Genomic DNA, 15,176 nt, shown 5'->3' with positions numbered 1-15,176 from the left:
TGAGGTGGTGTTCTTAGTCGAGGTAGATGTCGAGGTCTTTCCAAAGCTGCTGGGTGCGGCGGATGGTGGCCCTGCTGCGCTCGGGGTGTGCCGCTTCCATGCCCGCCAGCAGGCCGTAGATGAGGGAGTTGGCGGCGGTGACGGATTGGAAGAAGGAGATGCCTTCGGAGGCAACGATCAACAGGTGGTCCGCGGCGGTGGCGAGGCGGCCGCGGCGAAGGTCGCTGATGGCCACGACAGTGGCGCCGGCATGCTTGGCGGCTTCGGCGGCGATGATGATCTGCTTCACCGAGCGCCACATATTGATGACCACCAGGACGTCTCCCGGCCCCAGGCTGTTGGTGCTCGACGCCAGGTGCGGTCCGGAGCGGTTTTCCAAGGTGATGGGGTAGCCCATGGTGGAGCCCAGGTGTGCCATGACGCTTGCAGGCCCGGCAAATGAGCCAATGCCGACGACGGTAATGGACTTGGCTGCCGCCAGCGCGGCTATGGCGCCCTGGGCTTCCTCCGGGGTGTTGGAGTCCAACGTCAGGCGCAGGTTTTCGATGTCGTGGTTGATGGCTTCGTACAGTGGGCTGCGCGTCTCGCCATGCACGGTGAGCGTGTCTTCGGTGGAGATCATCACCAGGTAGCGGGAGCGGAGTTCGCGCTGCAGGTCCGGCCAGCCCCGGTAACCAAGGTGCTGGGCCGTGCGCACCACTGACGAGCTGTTGACGTCCGCGCGCTGGGCGATCTCGGCGATGTCCGCATAGGAGGACAGCTGCGGGTTGCGGCGGATGACTTCCACCACCCGGCTCTGTGCCTTGGTCAGCGGGACGTCCGGCAGTGCGTCGCCAAGCCAGGCGTGCGAGCCGATGGCGGCATCGCTCGCTTCCCCCGTGGCGCTCTCGTCGGTGGCGTTGGTGTTCAAGGTAGGCCTGTCCTGTAATGCAGATCACTCTGCAAGTGCAATTGCATTTAATGTACTCTGCAATTTCATTTGCGAACAGGGTTTTTGGTTTCCGGTATGTAAAACCTTGACCCACGCGGGCAGCTTTGGGCGGACGCGGACGGGACCGCCCGGGCCTGTTGCCGCGGTGCAACCTCGAATGTCAGACCCTCATGACAGGGTTTGGTCATGGAGTCCAAGGCGGTAGTCAGAGCGGGAGGCAAGGCCGGATTGGCCGTTGCCATCTCCTCCCTCGCCGGGCTCGCTGATGAGCTTGCAGCTGTCCCGGCTTTTTCGCCCTACGCCGCCGAGGACGCCGGCTGCACTGCTGACGCGGATCCATTGCGGGACCTTGCCGAGTCGTGCCTGACCGGCCTGGAGGTTGTGGCTCGGATTGAAGCCGTCACTGCGGCGACAAAAGTTCAACTGCTGGCGACCTATGCAGACGCAGCAGACGCGCTAGAGGCGCCGGCAGAAACTGCATACGAGTCATCGGCGCGTGAAATGAGCCTGGTGGCGGAGGTCGCCTGCGCGCTCACTGTCGGCGAACGTGCTGCTTCTGCACTGCTGGGGGAAGCCCACGCTTTGACTACTTCCTTGCCGGCTGCACTGGATGCCCTGCAGGCAGGAAGGATTTCCTGGCAGCACGCCCGGATCATCGTTGATGAAACCATCGGGCTGGATACTGCCGCTGCCGCTGCGCTGGAGGCGCACTTCCTGGACCCCGAGGCGCCGAATGCAGCCAGGGGTGCCGCTGCGGGGGAACTGGTGCCGGCACGTTTCCGGCGGAAGGTGCGTGCCTGGCGGGAACGCCATCATCCGGAGTCCCTGGAGATCAGGCACGCGAAGTCGGTAGAAGACCGGCGGATGGAGTACTCCCCGGACCGCAACGGGATGGCTTGGATCTCGCTGTACATGGCTGCGGACAAGGCCTGTGCTATCTGGAACAAAAGCTCGGCCCTTGCCCGCGGGATGCAAGGGCCGGACGAACCACGGACGCTCACTCAACTCCGGGCGGATGTGGCCGAGAAGTTGCTGCTTGGCGGGACAGGCCAACTCGCCGGGACTGGGGCGACTCTCAAGGCGGATGTGCTGGTCACGGTACCTGTCTTCTCCCTCCTCGGTGCCACGGACGAACCCGCCGAACTCGATAACTTTGGGCCTATCCCTGCATCGATGGCGCGGAAGCTTGTCGCGGAAGGTGCTGGCTCCTTCTACCGGGTCCTGGTGGACCCCCGGGATGGAGCCCCACTGGAACTTGGCCGCACCAGCTACCGGCTGCCGGAGTCATTGAAGCGGTGGTTGCGGATGCGGGACGGAAAATGCACCTTCCCAGGCTGCAGCAATCCCAGCCAGGACAATGAGGCGGACCACCTCACGGCCTGGGAGCACGGAGGAGCCACCGGAATCAGCAACTTGGGACAGCTGTGTCCAAAGCATCACCGGCTCAAGCATCGAACCGGCTGGACCCCGGGCCCGGCAACAATCAATAAGCCGCCCGGCTGGGTCTCGCCTACGGGCCGCAAATACGACGCCGAACAACCGGACCGGGAACCAACGCTCTGGCCACCAGGTCTCCTGTTTGAAGAAGCGAGCCCACTGGAATCAGTAGTGGACTTCCTTATTGCCTCGTAGGACGCCGCCCGTCGGCCTGCTGCCTATGTTCTGTCGCCTCCTTGCTCTCGCAGTGCCCGGATTGGCGCGCCCTCGGACCAGGTCACTTCCTCCGCTCCCCAGTTCCGTTGTTCCCTCTCGTTCACCACTCAGCAACCAAGGGGCCTCACGCCGTTTCGGCAGGTCAAGCAGTCTTTTCACGCACCCTTCCGCCCGTCGCGTCAACAGGGCAACAAATCCCGAGGTACCAGGAGTACTCCCCGTGTTCGTGAAAAGCACCCTCGCCGCCGTCGCCATCCTCGCCTCCATGGCGGGGGCGGCAGCAGCCCCAGCCGTAGCGCAGGCTGCGGCACCCAAGCCCGCGCCCGTCGTCGTCGGCCAGCCCCTTGCCGGCACCCACGCCCACAACGACTACGAGCATGACCGCCCCCTGTTCGACGCACTGGAACACGGCTTCACCAGCGTTGAAGCGGACGTATGGCTCGTAGACGGTGAACTCCGCGTGGCCCATGACCTGGCCGACGCCAAGCAGGGGGTCTCCCTCGAAAGCCTCTACCTTGACCCGCTCCAGGACCTGGTCCGCAGCCAGCCTGGCCACAGCGTCTACCCCACATGGGACGGCAGCTTTCAGCTCCTGATCGACATCAAGAGCGAAGGCGAGGCCACCTACGCCGCCATCGAGCAGGAGCTGGCCGATCACCGGGACATCATGAGCCGCTACACCAACGGCAACGTCAAGACCGGCCCGGTCACCGCGGTCATCAGCGGCAACCGCCCGCTGACCACGATGCAGACGCAAACCCGGCGCTTCAGCTTCTACGACGGCCGCGCCACCGACCTCACGTCCGGCCTGCCCGCCGCCCTGATGCCGCTGGTCAGCGACAACTGGACCAAGCTCTTCACCTGGCAGGGCGTCGGCCCCATGCCGGAGGCGGAGCGCACCAAGCTCCGCAACTTCGTCGCCACCGCGCACGCCAACGGCTACCGCGTCCGCTTCTGGGCCACCCCGGACCAGCCCGGCGCGGCACGCGACGCCGTCTGGACCGAACTCGCCGATGCCGGCGTGGACCACATCAACACCGACGACCTCGCCGGCCTCCAGCAGTTCCTCACTGCCCGCGGCGCCTGAGCCCCCTGTCCAGACCTCACGAGAAACAGGACCATCCCCATGCCTTCCAAGACAGCCAAAATTACGACGGCGGCACTCACCCTGGCGTTCGGCCTCCTTGCGTCGCAGCCCGCCTTCGCCGAGACAGGCGAGGACAGCACCAACGACGGCAACCAGGCCTTCACCTTCGCCGCCATCGGCGACATCCCCTACGGTGCCACCGAGATCGCCAAATTCCCCTCCCGGATCCAGGATCTTAATGCGGACAAGGACCTGAAGTTTGTAGCACACGTGGGCGATATAAAGAACGGTTCCTCCGTCTGCTCGGACGAATACTTCTCCTACATCCGCACCCAGTTCGACACCTTCACCCACCCGCTGGTCTACACCCCCGGCGACAACGAGTGGGTCGACTGCCACCGCACCAACAACGGCGCCTACAACCCGCTGGAGCGCCTGGACAAGATCCGGGAGGTCTTCTTCAACCAGCCCGGCAAAACGCTCGGTACCACCATGCCGGTGAAGTCGCAGGAGAACCTGGGCCTCCCCGAGGACGTCCGCTTCGACAAGAACCGGGTGGCGTTCTCCGTCCTGAACGTCCAGGGCAGCAACAACTCCCTCCTGCCGTGGACCGGCCTGGGCAAGACCGCACCAACGCCGGAGCAACTGGCCGAAGTGGAGCACCGCACAGACGCAGTTATCGCCCAGATCCACCAGACCTTCGCCGACGCGAGGCGCAGCAACGACCGCGCCGTGGTGCTCATGCAGCAGGCCGACATGTTCGATCCGTCGCTCCTGGCCGACGCCACCGCCAACCCGGACACCGTCTCCGGCTTCCGCGGGATCGTGCAGGCCATCGTCCAGGAAACCAACAACTTCGACGCCCCGGTGTACCTGGTCAACGGCGACAGCCACGTCTTTGCTGAAAACCAGCCCCTCGCCGCGGGTTCCCCGTGGCTGGACATTTACGGCTCACCGGCCGCGGACAACCTGCAGCGCATCACCGTCGACGGCGCCAACAACGCCGTGGACTACGTCCGCTTCACGGTGGCGGGCAACAGCGCCAAGGGCGGAGACGTCCTGAGCTGGGAAAAGGTCCCCTTCAGCCAGTAGGCACCAACGGAAAGCGGACGACGGCGGCGCCCACCCGCCGTCGTCCGCTTTGGTATTTAAGGCTCTGGACACAGCTGGGCCCCGGATCTATCGTGCAGGGGTGGCGGCTGCCTGGCTGGCAGGAAGGCCAGATCTGCCGGTCCGCCGTTGCGGCCGTCCGTGATGAGGAGGAAGCAGATGGAACACTTTCAAGAGGTTGAAGAGACCGTTGACGTCGCAGTTCCGGTGCGGACCGCGTACAACCAGTGGACCCAGTTCGAATCCTTTCCGCAGTTCATGTCCGGAGTGGAATCGGTGACCCAACTGACCGACAGAACCAACCACTGGGTCACTAAGGTGGGTGGCGTCCAGCGGGAGTTCGACACCGAGATTGTTGACCAGGAACCCGACGACCGCATCGCCTGGCGCAGCACCGACGGCAAGTCGCACGCCGGCATCGTCCGGTTCACGCCGCTGGACGCGGGCCACACCAAGGTCAAAGTCCATTTTGAATGGGCGCCCGAAACGGTCACCGAGAAGGCGGGGGCGGCACTCAAGATTGATGAGATGCAGGTCAAAGCCGACATGCGGAAGTTCAAGGACTTCATCGAATCGCGCGGCACCGAAACCGGCGGCTGGCGCGGTGACGTCAAGGACAGCGGCCCCGGCGGCCAGTTGTAGAAGCGGGCAGTTTCAGCAAGCTGACGACGGCGGGTGGCCGCCCGCCGTCGTCAGCTTTCCTGGGTTCCGGGGGTGGGTCGCTGGAGGCGAAGCTCCATGAAGACGCTGTTGGGATCCAGCGTGTAGTCCGCAAAGGGTGGGCACTCGGTGAAGCCGTGCCGCCCATACAAGCGGCGGGCGGGAGCAAAGTAGTCCTCAGTTCCGGTTTCCAAAAAGACGCGCTCAAGGTTTCGCTTCCGGGCGTCCTCGAGGATGTGTCCGAGCATGAGCGTGGCCACGCCGCGGCCCCGTGCAGTCGCGGTGGTGCGCATCGACTTGATCTCTCCGTGCCTTTCCGTCCCGATAGGGGAAGCCAACAGCTTGAGGGCGCCGCACCCCAGCAGGCTCCCGTCCTCGCGGGCCGTCCAGAACGAGATCGACGGTACGGACAACGCGGAGTGGTCCAGGGCGTGCACGCTTTCGGCCGGCGAGGTGGCGTACATGTCGGCCAGGTGTTCGCTCAGGAGCAGCCGGACATCGTCACGCGCGGGGTTGTCGCGGTCAATGGAAATCACCGCTCCAAATTTACCCGTTGCGGACCGTGCGGGCGGTGTGCCAAGATTCCCATGATCGTGACACGAACCGAGGAGGTGGGACCCATGAAAGCTGTATCCGTAATGGGTGCTCCCTCGCAGCCTACGATCCGCGGCTGACCCAGCCGCCGCCGGGAGCGCCGAACAGGCAATTCGTGAAAGGCGACTCCCATGAACACAACACCCACTTTTCTCCCGCACGCCACGCCGGCCGGGAATTCCCGCCGCGCGCTGGTCCTCGGCGGCGGAGGCTCTACCGGTAACGCCTGGCTGATTGGCATCCTCGCCGGCCTGGCTGATGCCGGGCTGGACGTGACCAATGCGGACAGGGTCATCGGAACATCGGCAGGATCCACAGCTGCTGCCCAAATTGCCGGTGCCACTCCCGCGGAACTCTATGCCGCCGTCCTTGCTGCTCCCCTCCCGCAGCGGCCGCGTCCCGCAGGAACCGAGGCTCCCGGCAGCCCGGTGTCAAGCCATCTGGAGCGGACCGGCAGGATCATCGCCGCTTCCACGGATGCCGCCGACATGAGGCGCAGGATGGGGGCGGCCGCGCTCGACCTGGCTGCTGGCCACGATGCCTCGGAACGCTGGCGGGCCACCGTCGCCGCGCGCCTGCCCCGGCAGGAATGGCCGGACCGTGAGCTTTTCATCACTGCGGTCGATGCCAGTACCGGGGAACCGGCAGTGTTCCAGCGCAACAGCGGTATCGATCTGGTGGATGCAGTGGCCGCCAGCTGCTCCAGTGCCTCCGCGTACCGGATAGGGGACAACAGCTATCTCGACGGCGCCTACCGGCGCAACGAGAACGCAGACCTGGCCGGCGGGTACGGACTGGTCCTGGTGCTGTCACCCTTCGGTGGCAGGACCCGCATGCCACTGGAGTGGGGCATGCAGTTGGCAGCGCAGGTGGAGGAGCTGCGTGCAAGCGGCAGCAAAGTCGAAGTGATCGGTCCGGACAGCGACGCCGAGCACATGTTCGGCCCCAACGCCATGGACCTGTCCCTGCGGCCGGCCGCGGCCCAAGCCGGATACAACCAAGGCAAAGCCCTCGCCGGGAGGCTCGCGGAATTCTGGCAGTGAGCCGGACCTCGCCCCTAACCCAGAGCGTGCCGCAAATTTTGTCTTACGGGTTTCCCTTTTCTTTTTGGGTTATTACAAAAAGCGCCGGGGGAAATTGGTCACTGTCAGGAATTTGCATTTCTTGTAACTGGCAAAGGCGGCGCTGTGGGTTCCGCCGGGGCTCTGCGCTGCGGGATAGCAGGGCTGGCGAAAAAAATAAAAGTGGGTATGGTAGCGGTTAACGCGAGAAAGGAAGGCGTGATTCCGATGTCCGGAAAATCCAAGGGCGGCGCCGCTAAAAAGGTCGGCAAGTCTATTCTCGAAAAACGGGCCGAAAAGCGGGCAAAAAACGAGGCCAGCGAACTCCACGTTGTGAAGCAGCGCAAGAATCACCGCTAAAGGCTGACCAGCACACTGCAACAGGTAAGCGGACGACGCCGGGCGCCCACCCGCCGTCGTCCGCTTCTTCTGTCCGCTAATCCTCGATGGTCACGCCGCGCCAGAAAGCGATCCGGTCCTCAATGTGCTTGGCGCGTGGCTCTGGCTGGGGGTAGTACCAGGCTGCGGCCTCGTTCAGCTCGCCGTCCACGTCCAGCGTGTGGTAGCTGGCCGTGCCCTTCCATGGGCAGAACGTGTTCTTGCTGCTGTCCCGCAGGTAGGAGGGATTGACGGCCTCGCGCGGGAAGTAGTGGTTGCCCTCCACCACCACGGTGTCCGACGATTCCGCGATCACTTTTCCGTTCCAGACAGCCCTGACCATGAGTTCCCTTCCGTCGCTGCCGCCCCGTAAAGGAGGCGGTTGTACGGATGCCAACGGGCTGGGCGGGCCGCTTGTTCCCGGGCGGCGCTAGCGCGGGCTCTTGTCGATCACGCAGAACCGGTTGCCGTCCGGATCCTCCAGCACCACGAAGTCGGGATCGTCCGGGTACGAGTCCCAATCAACGCGCTGCGCACCGATCGACACCAGCCGCTCCACCTCCGCGGACTGGTCGTCCGCATACAGGTCCAGGTGGATCCTTGGATGGTGCTGGACGGGAGTTTCGCTGAGCATGAGGGACAGTTCCGCGCCAGGGCCCGACGACGGCACCAGGGTCACCCACGTTTCGTCACCGGGTTCCCGGGGGACATAGCCCAGAGCGTCATGCCAGAACTTGGTGGCGGCGGCGACGTCGTTGACGCCGAGGACGATCGTTCCGATGGTCAACATCCGCCCAGCCTAGACCCGACCCGCGCGGCCCGGCTAGGGATGGCCGGCAGGAGAAAGGCCCGGCTCCGAGGTGGAGCCGGGCCTGCCCCTGCCTGTCGTTACGCTGCCGGTGCCGACGGCACTACGCTGCAGTCCGCCGTCGTTCCTTCCAGCTGGGGTGCCCAGCCGTCCGTACCCTGCAGGTAGTTCCGGACCGTGTAGTCGCCCGCCTCCGGCCCGGGCAACTGCGGGCGGTCAGGCGTCTCCTGTGCTCCAGGTCCGCGGTTGTTGTACTCGTGGAACCGCGCCTCCCGCCAGGAAAAGCCGCTCATGTCCGTCCACGGGCTGCCCGAAATGTGCGCTCCCAGCCAGGAGTCCCGGACCAGGACCTGGGCAACTGCCCTCGGGTCGCCGCTTGGATGCCACGGCCTGCCGAGGTGGACGCTGTCCCTGGCGCCGTCCGACACCAACCGGCATTGGTCGAAAAGGTAGCCGTACTTGATGGACAGATCCTGGCTTCCGGCGGTGACATACCCGTTGTTCGTGGTGGAACCCCGGTCCAAGGACTTGATCTCGCAGGCGCTGAACACGGCGGTGCCGCGGCCGAAGATGAAGTCGACGTCCCCTTCCACGTAGCAACGGTCGAAATGGAAGCGGGCCGGGACGCCGGCGCCGGGCGAGTTGACCAGCAGGGTGTCCTGGTTGCCCAGCAGCCTTACCTGCGAAAGCACGGACCGGTCGGCAGTGATGTGCAGTGCCACGGCTTGGCGGTCCTTCATGCCCATATTCGCGGCTTCATCGAAATCATTGCTGATGGTCAGGTTCCGGGCCACAAAGTCTGGCCCGTCGATCCGGACCGACGCACTGCCGGAAGTCCCGTAATTCCCGCTGCCGTCCGGCTTGGGCGTGCCCGACGCGTTGTTGAACACGAGCAGAACGTCCTCCGGCCTGCTGCCCAGCCCCACCAACGAGACACGGGGCTTATTCACCGGCACCCGGATTGCCTCGCGGTAGGTTCCGGGCTGGATCCGGATGACTGTCCGCTGCGTACTGCCGGATGGAACGGAATCGACGGCCGCCTGGACCGTAGCGAACGCCTTGCCAGGCCCCACGTCCAGGGTTGCTGGCACATCCACCGGGCGCTCGCTGGGCCAGAACATTGCTATCAGGGGGTCTGGGTCCGCGTCGATGTTCAGGAAGTAGCCCGGCGGCACAATCTCCTTCTGTTGCAGTTCGCGTGCCACAAGGCGTGCGACGGAGATTGCCCCCGCGGCCTGGAAATGGGTATTGTCCTCCGACCCCTGCGGATACTGCGGGTATTCCCCGGGAGCCAGGAACAGGAACTGCCCCTTGGTCCCCTCCGGCCCTAACTGCTGCCACAACTCCTTGGAAGAGGCCGTCAGGTCCACCAGCGGCGTCCCCGTCGCTGAAGCCAGTTCCCGCACCGCCTGAGGATATGCACCGTGCGAATCCTGGGCGTTGCCGAAGGAATCGAAGCGCCGCCGTTCCACGGACGTCACCAGGACCGGCTTGCCGCCGCGTGCCCTGGCACCGTCAATGTACCGGCCCAGGTACTCCTTGTAAGTGGAGTCCGGAAGCGTTCCGCGGCTGGGGTCTGAAACTTTCTCATCGTTGTGGCCAAAGGAGATCAGGAGGTAGTCGCCCGGCTGCATCAGGGCGAGCACCCTGTCCAGCAGCCCGGCGTCCGCGAAGCTCTTCGAGGAGGCGCCGGACCAGGCGTAATCGAACACTGTGGCTTGAGGCCCCAGAAGGAGGGGGAGTGCCTGGCCCCATCCCGCGCGGGGCCGCTCCGACTGCTGGTACGCCGACGACGTCGAGTCCCCCACCACGAAGATGACCGGTTTGGTGCGGGGTTTGGTGAGGTCGGGGCTGGTTTGGGAAAGCGCGCTCGCCATGCCGGTTCCCGACAAGGCCACTGATCCGGCGGTAAGGGCCAGCGTTGCCAGGACGCTGCGCCGGCTCGGCTGCATGGCGGCCATCAGGAGTCAGCCCCCGAGGTGAAGATAGGCCCGGTCGAGGCCTTCAGCAGTGCCGGTACAGCCTGGGCCGGGTGGACCTGGGTGCGGTAAGTGGGCGTCCAGGAGGTGTCCTCAGCCAACTGATCGGCCGGGGCAGCAGCGGCGTTGTACTCGGCGCGGATGTCCGTGATCTTGCCGTTCACAGCATTGCCGATGGTGGTGATCTGGGTTCCCTTGTAGCGGCCAATGATGTCCGCGGCCGTGATTCCATCCGGCAGCGTGAAAGCGTTGGCTTCCGCGTACAGGTGCGAGCTGAAGCCGGCGCCCAGGCTGTACTCATAGGGAATGGCGCTGTCCGCCGCCACCTTGTAGTGGTTGTTGTAGACGTCCACCTGGCCAAAGCGGACCCGCGGAGCGCGCTGGCCCACGTTCTCGAAGATGTTGTGGTGGATGGTGACGCGGAGCTTGCCGGGGTCGCCGCGGGTGGCGGAGTCGGTGGAGCCGATCAGCAGCAGTTTGTCGTGGTCAGAGAACCGGTTGTAGGACATGGTCACCAGGTCAGAGCCGTTGGTGACATCCACTGCCCCGTCGTGCACCTGGTAGGGCCGGCCGAAGTAGAGCGGCTGCGAGCTGTCCAGATTGGGGGCGTCCGTGAAAGCGGCGTGGTCGATCCAGACGTGAGTGGCTTTGTTGATGACCTGCAGCAGGTCGTATTCACTGTTCCAGTTGCCTTCGGCCCCGTCAGTCGGATCCCAGGCGGGGAAGCAGTCGGACGAGTCCCGCAAGGTGAGGTTCCTGACGATCACGTTGGTAGCGCCGTTGATGCGCATGGCCGCACCCGTGATGCTGCTGTCCGGGGTCGCTCCGACGATGGTGGTGTTGCTGGGAATGTCCCAACGGATGGTTTTCGCCTGCTTGGCGGCGGCCAGTCGGCGGGCGTCCTCCTGCGGGCCCGCGGGCTCCTGGCTGCGGCCGTAGGTCGCGGGGTCGAAGTCCTGGAGGTATTGCTCCAGGCTGTACCCAGTGCCCTGGGCGTAGTCCTGGCAGGTCAGGAGTGCACCATCCGGTGCCGTGTTCGCGTTGATGGTTCCGTGGACACGGACGATCTTCGGCTGGGTACCAGCTTCCGCGAAGGCCGCCAGCATTTCAGCCTTATTGTGCACGTCGTAGACATGGGCAGCTGATGCTGGTGAACCGCCGGTGGTTCCTGGTCCCTCGGCTGCCCAGCCGTCGCCCGGGGCGAGGATCTGGCGTTCCAGCGGTGTGTGGGCGGTCTGGGCAGTGGGGTCGGCCGCAGGGTTTGGAGCCGCCCCTGCCTGGGCTGGAATCATGAGGGCGCCGGCTACTGCCAGTGCTGCGGATAAAGATAGGTGGGCATGGCGATGTCGCATGTTCTCTCTTCCGTCATTGGAATGAACTGCGCCCCCGGCCCGCGGTCCACTATGACGCCGATCACTGGAGGGCGCTGACAAGGACCCTACCGAGAAAGCGGTTTCTCAGCAATAGGAGTGACTGATGTTTTTGGAGTAGCGCAAGGGGCAGCCCTCCTCCTTGCTGGGCGGGCTGTGCTCCCCGCTAGACTCGCGGGCATGGGGGAAAACAATGCAAATGATGACCGTCAACCGTCGCGTCGGGGCAAAGTTGCTGCTGCCGTCGTGCCCTTATGCGGACTGGTGGCGGTGCTTGCCGGAGGCCTGATCGCTTACCTGAACCGGGACTTTGTGGGCTGGTTCGCGTACGCACCGCTGAGCAATCAGCCGTTCAGCGTGCCGGGTGCCGCTTTTATCACGCGGGGCACCCAGTTTGGCCTGGCCCTGGCAGTGGCGGGGCTGCTGGTGCTCGCATTCTGGGCTGGGTACAGGATGGGCCGGCGGGTATCTACGCGGCCGTAACGAAGGGTCGAATCTCCGGCAGGGCCTCGAACTCCGGTTTGGCAAACCAGTAGCCCTGGAACAGGCGGATCCCGGCGGCCTTGAGCGCCCGGAACTCGTCCTCCGTCTCGATGCCCTCCGCCAGGACCTTGATGCCAAGTTCCCTGGCGATACCCCCAATGCCGGCCACCACTGCCTGCCGGGCCGGGCTGGTATCGATGCCCCGGATCAGCTTCATGTCGATTTTCATCAGGTCCGGCTGGAAGTCCACCAAAAGTCCCAGCCCGGCATGGCCGGCGCCGAAGTCGTCGATGGCCGTGGTGAAGCGGTGCTTGCGGTACTCGGTGATGATGTTGGTCAGATGGCCGGTATCAACCACTTCTTCGTTCTCCGTGAACTCGAACATGATTGACGACGTCGGGAAGCCGCAGCGCGTCGCGGCCAGGAGGGTGGCACGGAGGCAGGCTGCCGGCTCGTAGACCGCGTTGGGCATGAAGTTGATGGACAGCATCAGCTCTTGATCCGCCGGGAACAACCGGGACGCCAGTTCGATGGCCTTCACCCGGCAGCCCTGGTCAAAACGGTACCGTTGCTCCGGCAGCACTCTTCCCAGGACCTCGTACGCTCCCTCGCCGGACATTCCCCTGACCAGGGCCTCATAGCCCCAGACGCGGCGCGCCTCGGCGTCGTAAATCGGCTGGAAGGCCATGCTGAAATCAAAGTCCAGCCGGGAAGATGCGGTGCAGCCGTTACAAGCCAAAGTGGGGTCCTCTCTAGGGTTACTCAAGAGTAGGACACGCCGCCACCTGCTGGGAGAGGTCCCGGACAGGGAGGAGCGCAGGTCAGGGACTGGGTTTGTTGATGGGCTTGTCGAGCGCCAGGCTGATGGTCTGGCCCGTTAACAGTTCGCCGCTGGGCAGGTCGGCGAAGTCATACCAAGCCCCGGCCGTGCCCGAGCTCGGACGGTTGGCCGAGCGCAGCTGGTCGACGCCGAAGCGGAAGGCAACCTGCCGCTCGATGTCGCCGGGGGCCGTGGTGTAGGTCAGCGGGATGCCGTTGGCGTCTGTGGTGAAGGTTCCCTGGGCACCCTCGATCTTCAACTCGCCCGGAATCAGGCGAACCTTCGTGCCGGCAGGAATGGGCTGGTTCGCCGACAGTGAGGGGTTGTAAAGCAGGATCTGCGCGGTGGTGGACCGGTATTTGTAGCCAAGGCTGTCGAACGAATCGCCGTCCACCGTGGTGTAGTAGACGGTTTGGCCGAAGGAGTTGTTGACCTCCGCTCCGTTCCCGGAGCGGCTGTCCACCGGGTTTTTTTGCAGGCGGATGGCCCTTCCGGCCTGGATGAAGAAGACGTTCCCCTTTTCGTAGGCGAACGGAACCTTATTGGCTTCCGCCAACTGCTCCTCGGTCAGGTTGAACCGGTAGGTGATGCCGGCCAGGCTGTCGTCGGGTTCCACTGCGTAATCCGTTGGAATGCCGTTTACGTCGCCCGTGGCAGCGCCCATTGCGCCCCGCGTTGGACCGGCCGGCATCAGCCGGAGCTTCGTTCCCGCAGGGATGACGGCTCCGGGCTGGAGCCCGTTGAACCCGGCCACCTTCGCCTCGGAGAGCTTGTAGGCCTTCGCCACTGCTGCGAGCGTGTCGCCTGCTGCCGTGGTGTAGAAGTCCACGTCGCCAAACGAGTCCCGCACGGTTTCCCCACTCAGCGCGGGCTTCGCGGCTGAAGACACAGTGGGGGCGGGGGTGGACTGGACGGCTGCCGCAGGCTCTGCCGGGGGATCGGAGTAGGTGCATCCAGCCAGCCCGAGCGACAGAGCAACAAGGAGTGCCGCTGGCCGAGCCAGGGGCACGCCTGTCGTCGTCTTTGAAGTACTGTTTCCCGCCATGAATATGCCCCCCATGAATCCAGCTGCGCCGCGCCAAGGCCCACAACGGACCAAAGCGAGCCTAGTGGATGAACTGTGGGCGCGCTGCAGCAGCCGTCAAAAAAGTCAGCGGACGACGGCGGGGCGCGCCCGCCGTCGTCCGCTTGGGAGGGTGCGCAGCGGCTTAGTCCTCGTAGACCGCGATGAAGCGTCCCACCACGCCGCCCTTGCGCAGCTTGTCGATGGCGCCGGGGATGTCCGCCTGCTTGATGAGGTTCATGGGCGGGTTCAGCTCGCCGGATTTCATGAGGGCGTAGAGGTTTTCGAGGTCCTCCTTGGTGCCGGACTTGGATCCCTTGATGGACAGCTGGTTGATGATCAGCGGGTAGGTGTTGATGGTCGCTTCGAGGCGTCCCATGCCCACCTGGACCAGCGTGCCAAACTCGGCGAGGGTCTCGAGGGCCTGCGCCGTGGTTGTGCCGAAGCCGGCGTAGTCCACGATAAGGTCCAGGTTCTTGTCTTTGAAGGCGGTAATGGAGTCGGCCACTCCGCGAGGCCGATCTCGCCGGCGAGCTTTTGCGTCTTGGGGTTCACCTCGGCGCCATAGACCTCTGCGCCTGACAGTGCTGCGACGCGGGCACCGATGTAGCCCAGTCCACCGAGGCCGATCACGCCGACCTTCATGCCCGCTTTGGCCCCGCCCACAGCCATGATCGCGTGGTAGGCGGTGAGGCCGGCGTCGGTGGCCATTGCGCCCAGCTCGAAGGAGACCTCGTCGGGCAGCTTCACCAGGTTGTCGTCGGTGGCGAGGAGTTTGGGTCCGAAGCCGCCGTCCCATTTGCCGTAACCCAATGCGTCGCCGTCTTTCATGACGGGGGAGAGGCCAACCCGGTCGCCAACCTTCCAGTGCTCCATTCCAGGACCCACTTCCGTGATGACGCCCGCATTCTCGTGGCCCATGGTGCGCGGGAGCTCAGGGAACAGCGGCATCCAGCCGGCGTCGTCGATGGCGGTGACGTCGGAGTGGCACACCCCGGCCGCCTTGACGCTGACCACCACCTGGCCAGGACCTGCACTGGGTTCAGCCACTTCGTTCAGCGTAAGGGGGTTGTTGGTACCGGTGAACTGCCATGCCTTCATTGGGGCATCTCCTTCGGATCCGTTGTATAAGTTCATGCATTTGCATGCAATTTCACACTACGCCTGTTCCGGCCCAGC

General features: G+C 64.7%; 16 protein-coding genes and 1 pseudogene. 7 read left to right on the top strand and 10 right to left on the bottom strand.

Going from position 1 to position 15,176, the window contains the following annotated elements:
* Window positions 1-13: 13 nt before the first annotated feature.
* Window positions 14-910, bottom strand: a complete 897-nt coding sequence (locus ACIGJD_RS17610) for a MurR/RpiR family transcriptional regulator (protein WP_483687296.1) — start codon at window positions 908-910, stop codon at window positions 14-16.
* A 207-nt stretch (window positions 911-1,117) separates the two neighbouring features.
* Between ACIGJD_RS17610 and ACIGJD_RS17605 the strand changes: the two genes are divergently transcribed.
* The 4 genes from ACIGJD_RS17605 to ACIGJD_RS17590 all read left to right on the top strand — a co-directional run bounded on the left by ACIGJD_RS17605 (window position 1,118) and on the right by ACIGJD_RS17590 (window position 5,423).
* The gene (locus ACIGJD_RS17605; protein ID WP_483687295.1) at window positions 1,118-2,563 is read left to right on the top strand and encodes an HNH endonuclease signature motif containing protein; all 1,446 of its coding nucleotides are present in this window, start codon (window positions 1,118-1,120) and stop codon (window positions 2,561-2,563) included.
* Window positions 2,564-2,804: 241 nt separating this feature from the next.
* Complete coding sequence (locus ACIGJD_RS17600; RefSeq protein WP_483687294.1) at window positions 2,805-3,671, top strand: phosphatidylinositol-specific phospholipase C/glycerophosphodiester phosphodiesterase family protein; 867 nt, start codon at window positions 2,805-2,807, stop codon at window positions 3,669-3,671.
* 39 nt (window positions 3,672-3,710) lie between these two features.
* Window positions 3,711-4,763, top strand: coding sequence for a hypothetical protein (locus ACIGJD_RS17595; RefSeq protein WP_483687293.1), 1,053 nt, complete (start codon window positions 3,711-3,713; stop codon window positions 4,761-4,763).
* Between the two features lie 177 nt (window positions 4,764-4,940).
* On the top strand, window positions 4,941-5,423 hold the full coding sequence (locus ACIGJD_RS17590; protein ID WP_483687292.1) for an SRPBCC family protein: 483 nt from the start codon (window positions 4,941-4,943) through the stop codon (window positions 5,421-5,423).
* A gap of 50 nt (window positions 5,424-5,473) precedes the next feature.
* Here the strand turns inward: ACIGJD_RS17590 and ACIGJD_RS17585 are convergent, their stop codons facing one another.
* Window positions 5,474-5,977 carry a GNAT family N-acetyltransferase gene (locus ACIGJD_RS17585; protein ID WP_483687291.1) on the bottom strand — a complete coding sequence of 168 codons (504 nt, stop codon included), beginning with the start codon at window positions 5,975-5,977 and terminating at the stop codon, window positions 5,474-5,476.
* A gap of 189 nt (window positions 5,978-6,166) precedes the next feature.
* On the opposite strand from ACIGJD_RS17585, the gene ACIGJD_RS17580 reads away from it, so the two are divergent.
* Window positions 6,167-7,078 (top strand): patatin-like phospholipase family protein, encoded by a 912-nt coding sequence (locus ACIGJD_RS17580; protein WP_483687290.1) that lies wholly within the window; start codon window positions 6,167-6,169, stop codon window positions 7,076-7,078.
* 144 nt (window positions 7,079-7,222) lie between these two features.
* Window positions 7,223-7,456, top strand: a complete 234-nt coding sequence (locus ACIGJD_RS17575; RefSeq protein ID WP_483687289.1) for a hypothetical protein — start codon at window positions 7,223-7,225, stop codon at window positions 7,454-7,456.
* Window positions 7,457-7,532: 76 nt separating this feature from the next.
* On the opposite strand, the gene ACIGJD_RS17570 is transcribed toward ACIGJD_RS17575, so the two are convergent.
* The 4 genes from ACIGJD_RS17570 to ACIGJD_RS17555 all read right to left on the bottom strand — a co-directional run bounded on the left by ACIGJD_RS17570 (window position 7,533) and on the right by ACIGJD_RS17555 (window position 11,613).
* Window positions 7,533-7,817: a DUF427 domain-containing protein gene (locus tag ACIGJD_RS17570; protein ID WP_483687288.1), complete on the bottom strand. Its 285-nt coding sequence runs from the start codon at window positions 7,815-7,817 to the stop codon at window positions 7,533-7,535.
* 87 nt (window positions 7,818-7,904) lie between these two features.
* Window positions 7,905-8,264 (bottom strand): VOC family protein, encoded by a 360-nt coding sequence (locus tag ACIGJD_RS17565; protein WP_483687287.1) that lies wholly within the window; start codon window positions 8,262-8,264, stop codon window positions 7,905-7,907.
* Between the two features lie 98 nt (window positions 8,265-8,362).
* Complete coding sequence (locus tag ACIGJD_RS17560; protein WP_483687286.1) at window positions 8,363-10,243, bottom strand: pectinesterase family protein; 1,881 nt, start codon at window positions 10,241-10,243, stop codon at window positions 8,363-8,365.
* Window positions 10,243-11,613, bottom strand: a complete 1,371-nt coding sequence (locus ACIGJD_RS17555; RefSeq protein ID WP_483687285.1) for a pectate lyase family protein — start codon at window positions 11,611-11,613, stop codon at window positions 10,243-10,245. The genes ACIGJD_RS17560 and ACIGJD_RS17555 overlap by 1 nt, the downstream gene beginning before the upstream one ends.
* 198 nt (window positions 11,614-11,811) lie before the next feature.
* Between ACIGJD_RS17555 and ACIGJD_RS17550 the strand changes: the two genes are divergently transcribed.
* On the top strand, window positions 11,812-12,114 hold the full coding sequence (locus tag ACIGJD_RS17550) for a hypothetical protein (RefSeq protein WP_483687284.1): 303 nt from the start codon (window positions 11,812-11,814) through the stop codon (window positions 12,112-12,114).
* Here ACIGJD_RS17550 and ACIGJD_RS17545 read toward each other — a convergent pair.
* From ACIGJD_RS17545 to ACIGJD_RS17530, 4 genes and pseudogenes are all read right to left on the bottom strand, one after another.
* Window positions 12,101-12,802, bottom strand: a complete 702-nt coding sequence (locus ACIGJD_RS17545; protein WP_483687283.1) for an EAL domain-containing protein — start codon at window positions 12,800-12,802, stop codon at window positions 12,101-12,103. The genes ACIGJD_RS17550 and ACIGJD_RS17545 overlap by 14 nt on opposite strands.
* A 133-nt stretch (window positions 12,803-12,935) precedes the next feature.
* Entirely contained in the window at window positions 12,936-13,784 is an 849-nt protein-coding gene (locus tag ACIGJD_RS17540; protein ID WP_483687282.1) for a LysM peptidoglycan-binding domain-containing protein, read from the bottom strand.
* Between the two features lie 358 nt (window positions 13,785-14,142).
* The gene (locus ACIGJD_RS17535) at window positions 14,143-14,796 is read right to left on the bottom strand and encodes a zinc-binding dehydrogenase (RefSeq protein WP_483689534.1); all 654 of its coding nucleotides are present in this window, start codon (window positions 14,794-14,796) and stop codon (window positions 14,143-14,145) included.
* A pseudogene (locus tag ACIGJD_RS17530) lies at window positions 14,793-15,098 on the bottom strand (alcohol dehydrogenase catalytic domain-containing protein); the annotation flags it as partial. The pseudogene ACIGJD_RS17530 and the gene ACIGJD_RS17535, both read right to left, overlap by 4 nt.
* Window positions 15,099-15,176 lie beyond the last annotated feature (78 nt).

It is taken from the genome of Arthrobacter sp. E1SS-5, from assembly GCF_057073715.1.
Note: the sequence above shows the minus strand (reverse complement) of the source record. Positions and strands in the feature narration are given on the sequence as shown.

What these genes read in the sequence shown, in the direction of transcription:
- ACIGJD_RS17605 (WP_483687295.1), top strand. Translation starts at nt 1,118, where the DNA reads ATGGAGTCCAAGGCGGTAGTCAGAGCGGGAGGCAAGGCCGGATTGGCC.
- ACIGJD_RS17595 (WP_483687293.1), top strand. Translation starts at nt 3,711, where the DNA reads ATGCCTTCCAAGACAGCCAAAATTACGACGGCGGCACTCACCCTGGCG.
- ACIGJD_RS17590 (WP_483687292.1), top strand. Translation starts at nt 4,941, where the DNA reads ATGGAACACTTTCAAGAGGTTGAAGAGACCGTTGACGTCGCAGTTCCG.
- ACIGJD_RS17580 (WP_483687290.1), top strand. Translation starts at nt 6,167, where the DNA reads ATGAACACAACACCCACTTTTCTCCCGCACGCCACGCCGGCCGGGAAT.
- ACIGJD_RS17570 (WP_483687288.1), bottom strand. Translation starts at nt 7,817, where the DNA reads ATGGTCAGGGCTGTCTGGAACGGAAAAGTGATCGCGGAATCGTCGGAC.
- ACIGJD_RS17565 (WP_483687287.1), bottom strand. Translation starts at nt 8,264, where the DNA reads ATGTTGACCATCGGAACGATCGTCCTCGGCGTCAACGACGTCGCCGCC.
- ACIGJD_RS17560 (WP_483687286.1), bottom strand. Translation starts at nt 10,243, where the DNA reads ATGGCCGCCATGCAGCCGAGCCGGCGCAGCGTCCTGGCAACGCTGGCC.
- ACIGJD_RS17555 (WP_483687285.1), bottom strand. Translation starts at nt 11,613, where the DNA reads ATGCGACATCGCCATGCCCACCTATCTTTATCCGCAGCACTGGCAGTA.
- ACIGJD_RS17550 (WP_483687284.1), top strand. Translation starts at nt 11,812, where the DNA reads ATGGGGGAAAACAATGCAAATGATGACCGTCAACCGTCGCGTCGGGGC.
- ACIGJD_RS17545 (WP_483687283.1), bottom strand. Translation starts at nt 12,802, where the DNA reads ATGGCCTTCCAGCCGATTTACGACGCCGAGGCGCGCCGCGTCTGGGGC.
- ACIGJD_RS17535 (WP_483689534.1), bottom strand. Translation starts at nt 14,796, where the DNA reads ATGGGACGGCGGCTTCGGACCCAAACTCCTCGCCACCGACGACAACCT.